5 protein-coding genes and 1 pseudogene are annotated in these 4,065 nt (G+C 44.4%); 1 reads left to right on the top strand and 5 read right to left on the bottom strand.

All coding sequences use genetic code 11. From position 1 onward, the window contains the following. Positions 1–115: 115 nt before the first annotated feature. Positions 116–712: a hypothetical protein gene (locus ACJHYR_RS27110; RefSeq protein WP_046788420.1), complete on the top strand. Its 597-nt coding sequence runs from the start codon at positions 116–118 to the stop codon at positions 710–712. Between the two features lie 57 nt (positions 713–769). On the opposite strand, the gene ACJHYR_RS27105 is transcribed toward ACJHYR_RS27110, so the two are convergent. The 5 genes and pseudogenes from ACJHYR_RS27105 to ACJHYR_RS27085 form a co-directional block, all read right to left on the bottom strand. Next, on the bottom strand, positions 770–1,051 hold the full coding sequence (locus ACJHYR_RS27105; RefSeq protein ID WP_000535422.1) for a hypothetical protein: 282 nt from the start codon (positions 1,049–1,051) through the stop codon (positions 770–772). Then, entirely contained in the window at positions 1,032–1,481 is a 450-nt protein-coding gene (locus ACJHYR_RS27100; protein ID WP_094875903.1) for a hypothetical protein, read from the bottom strand. Before ACJHYR_RS27100 ends, ACJHYR_RS27105 begins: the two co-directional genes overlap by 20 nt. A 60-nt stretch (positions 1,482–1,541) precedes the next feature. Continuing rightward, a complete protein-coding gene (locus tag ACJHYR_RS27095; RefSeq protein WP_000070863.1) occupies positions 1,542–1,718 on the bottom strand; it encodes a hypothetical protein in 177 nt (58 codons plus the stop codon). Then, positions 1,715–3,406 (bottom strand): DUF4942 domain-containing protein, encoded by a 1,692-nt coding sequence (locus ACJHYR_RS27090; protein ID WP_042634269.1) that lies wholly within the window; start codon positions 3,404–3,406, stop codon positions 1,715–1,717. The genes ACJHYR_RS27095 and ACJHYR_RS27090 overlap by 4 nt, the downstream gene beginning before the upstream one ends. Before the next feature lie 247 nt (positions 3,407–3,653). Further along, positions 3,654–4,065: pseudogene (locus tag ACJHYR_RS27085) on the bottom strand (hypothetical protein); the annotation flags it as partial.

Here is a 4,065-nt window from a genome sequence, read left to right as displayed (position 1 = left end):
ATGGCATCCGCATAGTGCACTGGGTTATCGCTCGCCACGGGAATATCTACGGCAGCGGGCCAGTAATGGGTTAAGTGATAACAGGTGTCTGGAAATATAGGGGCAAATCCATCTGATGCTCAACAGTACATTCGTTATGTTCAGAGCAATGTCTGCAATAAGTAAAGGATCCGCTAAAGAAAACCGGTCTGAAATATCGCTGATAGTCCTAGCAACACTTGGAATCGCATCACCATTCATTGTCGCAATGATTACTATTAATGAAAGTATGACATCTAAAACAGTAACAGATTTTTCTTTGGGTGCTCAGTGGTACGGAATGGTTTCAGCGGTAGCGCTAATGGGGTTATATGCTCGACGCGTTTGGAAAGAGAAGAAGTCCTTATTTACTGGCGCTTTCCTGGCCTCTTCCTTAATGGCCTTTATTTTTACTGACAGCCTTGTTTTCGTATCCCAGAAGGACACCGGCGTTCTGGCTACTTTCGTACTCGATAAAAACGCTGGAGATATTGATTGTAGTCGCCCGGCTATGATTGTCCATTACAGTAAAGGTGTTCCAACGGACTGGCGTTGCCCAACCAGTATCATGTTGATGGCGTATTCTTCATATCCTTTTTTACCCTGGCCTGAGTATAGCCATGGTACCAGCCAGTCTCTTACGGTTGTTATTGATACATTTATGGAAAACGCTGTTAATCTCAGCCAAAAATAAAAAATAAACCTCACTAGTGAGAGGTTTTATAAACCTGAGCCACCAATCTAATTAACTCTATATTTTTGTTTTAGCTTTTTTAAAGATAGACTTACCGAATAAAACAGCAATTATAGAGCAAAGGCCTGGCGTTAGGACAAAAGCTAATAATGCACTGCCAAAACTTGTCATTTCAGGCACCAGGAACCAGCTGATAGGCCACGTCAGGGCTGGTAAATTTAGCGGATCATAAAGCGCATGTAGAGCGCTTAACACACAGTAAAGTGCTAAAAAGCAAACTAGATAAACAACGATCCACATTTTAATTTGCTCAGCAATTTCAAATTTTGGACTGCCCATGCTTTACCTCAGTGGCTGAATATTGATGGTTAATATCTTTAATCACCCGTAAGCACTTAGTGCATACCTTAGTTCGATTTGTCTGCTTGTCCAGAGTGTATTTAACTTCAAGTTGACCTCCAGCATTAAGCAAAGTGAGCATCTCATCTTCTAACACGCTTCGGTAAATGGTCTTGGCCGAGAGTGTGCCCGGTAACGAGTACTCAACATAATTGTTTGAAACTCTTACCGATTTAGGGATTTTACCACTGAGCTGGGTTTCATTCGTTGAAGGCATTACAGTTACTTTAATCACAGTTGCCGGTGACCAGAAATCCTGATAACGCACTTTATGAATTTTATCAGCTCTAAGGCCTAACCACACATTTCCGGCGATAAGAACAATAAGCAATCCATAAACTGATCGTCGAATGTTACGCCTTTTAATCACAATGTCCCCCATCCCTCAAATATCATTCTAAATAACTGCACCAGGATATCATGAGCGTAATTAATAGAATTCTTCATAACCGGGGTTTTCAGTTGAGTTTGCGGACTCTTTACTTTGCGGTTTCTCACCCTCTAGTTGAGTATCCCTGACAGGCTTGGATTTACCCATGCTCCTCTGAAAGGTATCCATAACAAACTCAATATCTTCTTCTGGCAGGCTGGTGGGTTGGTTGCTCATAGGACTTCCTCTTGTTGAATACGTTCGGCGTACAGGATGCGAACCGAAACGGTCGTGTTTTCAAACTCGTTCTCAAAAACGTCCATCCATTCCGTCCGGAATTCTTCCCCCAAAAGGTTATCGAGCCCCTGAAGAGATAATGGAAGAACGGCTGCTAGAGATCCCCCGGCTGCGAGATGAGATGCAGCTGCCTGGAGATGCAGCCTGGCCCGGTTATCGGCAAAAGGTGGGTTCATCACGACATAATCAAACTTCTTCTGTTGATTAGACTTAGACCATGTGAGGAAGTCAGCTTCTGTCGTATCGTATCCCTTAGCCCGGGAGATAAGGCAATTCAAAGTATCAAGCTCGATGCCAGTAACGATCACACCGGCAGGGAATGATTTAAGCAAATCCGCATGGCCAATATTAGGCTCCAGGAGGGTATCCCCTTCCCCTGCACCAAGCAGGGAAGATACATATTCGCTGATTCGGCAAGATGAAGGGTAAAACTGATGCGATACAATATCAGGCATCTCCCCTATCTGGCCGATGTAACGAATAACCTCACACGGATCATAGGAAAATGTCACATCGTATTTTGTTACTGTTGCCCCTAAGAACCGAAGGGTGTCAGCGGCAACACTCGAAGATTTGCGTTCGGCGAGAGACCCTAAAGATGTCCAGCAACTCCATTTATTGTCCCCGTCATTTTTAAACATCAGTTCAGAAAGCTGCATCCGGGTATCAAAGTCGATGCACTGCTTAAGTACAGGGAATGCCTCCAAAGATTTCTTGCTATGAGCCATACGGTCGGCAGGTAATGCCAGCGGTACGATAGCTGATAAAATATTGTTAAGCCGCTCGGCGATATCAGGGTGGACGTCAATATGCATTGATCCATTTTTGTAAACCCTGAAACGAATACTGTTGCCATCGATGCAGATCCATTTTCTGAACCCCTCATGTTCGACCAACGCCTCAACCAATGATTTGGTGTTATGGATCGCCTTCACCTGTTCGCCACGGAAGAATGCGCATATAACGCGGAGCTCGCTCAGCGGTGAAATGCCAGACTCTTTAAAATCCACCCTTAATTTCTGCCAGGGGTATTTAGACGGCTCGCAAACTCCGGTAGTGATCATGCGGGTGGAGAACCCAAAAGCTTTGTTTGTCTTGTGACTGCGGCTCAGAGACTGGAAGACGTCGTAAACCCTTTCTTTAATAAATTGATTGCGGTCATTAAGCAAAGCAACGACTGTGCCCACTACAGCGTCAGCTGTGAAATCAGGGATCACCTGAGGCGGCATAATATAACGGTCGGCCGTAAACTGCTTATCCCATTCGTTACGTTTGGCATCCGACATGATAGGCAAAACATCAGTGAGTGCCATAACGCATTTCCAGTATTCTGATCTCAGAGCGTTTTCTGCGAACAAAGCATCCGCTTCTGAGATGCTGTGGTTGTAGCCTGAGAGATAAGAATAAAGTTTCTGGTGATTGTGGGTTTTGAACTGGACAGCCATGAGTTTCAACAAGCAGAGTTCATCATTATAGGACTCAACAAGATCCGCGATAATGCCGAGCTCTTTGCGCATATCTGGAAGAAATGTTTCAGGAGAGCTAACCACCAGGCTATGAGAGGTTGTTAAAGCCAGTACGCTGTGACCTGCATTATCGGGTTTAGCTTCAGAATCAAGAGATGACATTTTACCGGTCCTTTAGAAAAAACTTTTACCAGGATAGCAACGTCGCTCAGTAACCTAATAGGTTCAGTGACACGAAAAAGTTTTTTATGTCTCTGAATAAAACTTAAAGATGTCAACTCATAGAAAGAAGCAAAAAAAAAGCCCCGCATAAACGGGGCAAGAACGATACATGGAGGTTTAAAAAAGGCGGGCAAAAAGCCTGAATCCTTAATGACTCTGACAAAACCAGCACTTTGCCAAAAGTAAATTATTCTGCGTCCGGCTGTGGGTCAGTATCCTGATCGGTCTCTTCCCCTGCCTTCTTAGCATTTTTTTTACGTGGGTATTTTGGCTTCTCACCATTAAGTTTTGCCTGACGATTCTCCGCACGGCGAAGCTGCTTGTTCTCTGATTCTGTGATCTCTTTTGAAAGATTTCTCAACATCTCCAGAGTACTGCGGTTCAACGTAATGTTGATTTCTTCGTCAGCACTTGAATCTGTCAGCTCCGGCAATTCAATATCCCCCAGTTTCTGTAATAAGCTGGTGGTGATGAGTTTGACGCCTTCTACTGAACCGCCCCGGAAATCCTGGAGACTAAACTCCCTGAGAAAGAGGTAAACAGGATGACTAAAAATACTCGTTTTTCCCCCGAAGTCCGTCAGCGGGCGATTCGTATGG

It is taken from the genome of Escherichia sp. WS1450, from assembly GCF_046487395.1.
Classification (GTDB): Bacteria; Pseudomonadota; Gammaproteobacteria; order Enterobacterales; family Enterobacteriaceae; genus Escherichia; species Escherichia coli.
Note: the sequence above shows the minus strand (reverse complement) of the source record. Positions and strands in the feature narration are given on the sequence as shown.

What these genes read in the sequence shown, in the direction of transcription:
- ACJHYR_RS27110 (WP_046788420.1), top strand. Translation starts at nt 116, where the DNA reads ATGCTCAACAGTACATTCGTTATGTTCAGAGCAATGTCTGCAATAAGT.
- ACJHYR_RS27105 (WP_000535422.1), bottom strand. Translation starts at nt 1,051, where the DNA reads ATGGGCAGTCCAAAATTTGAAATTGCTGAGCAAATTAAAATGTGGATC.
- ACJHYR_RS27095 (WP_000070863.1), bottom strand. Translation starts at nt 1,718, where the DNA reads ATGAGCAACCAACCCACCAGCCTGCCAGAAGAAGATATTGAGTTTGTT.
- ACJHYR_RS27090 (WP_042634269.1), bottom strand. Translation starts at nt 3,406, where the DNA reads ATGTCATCTCTTGATTCTGAAGCTAAACCCGATAATGCAGGTCACAGC.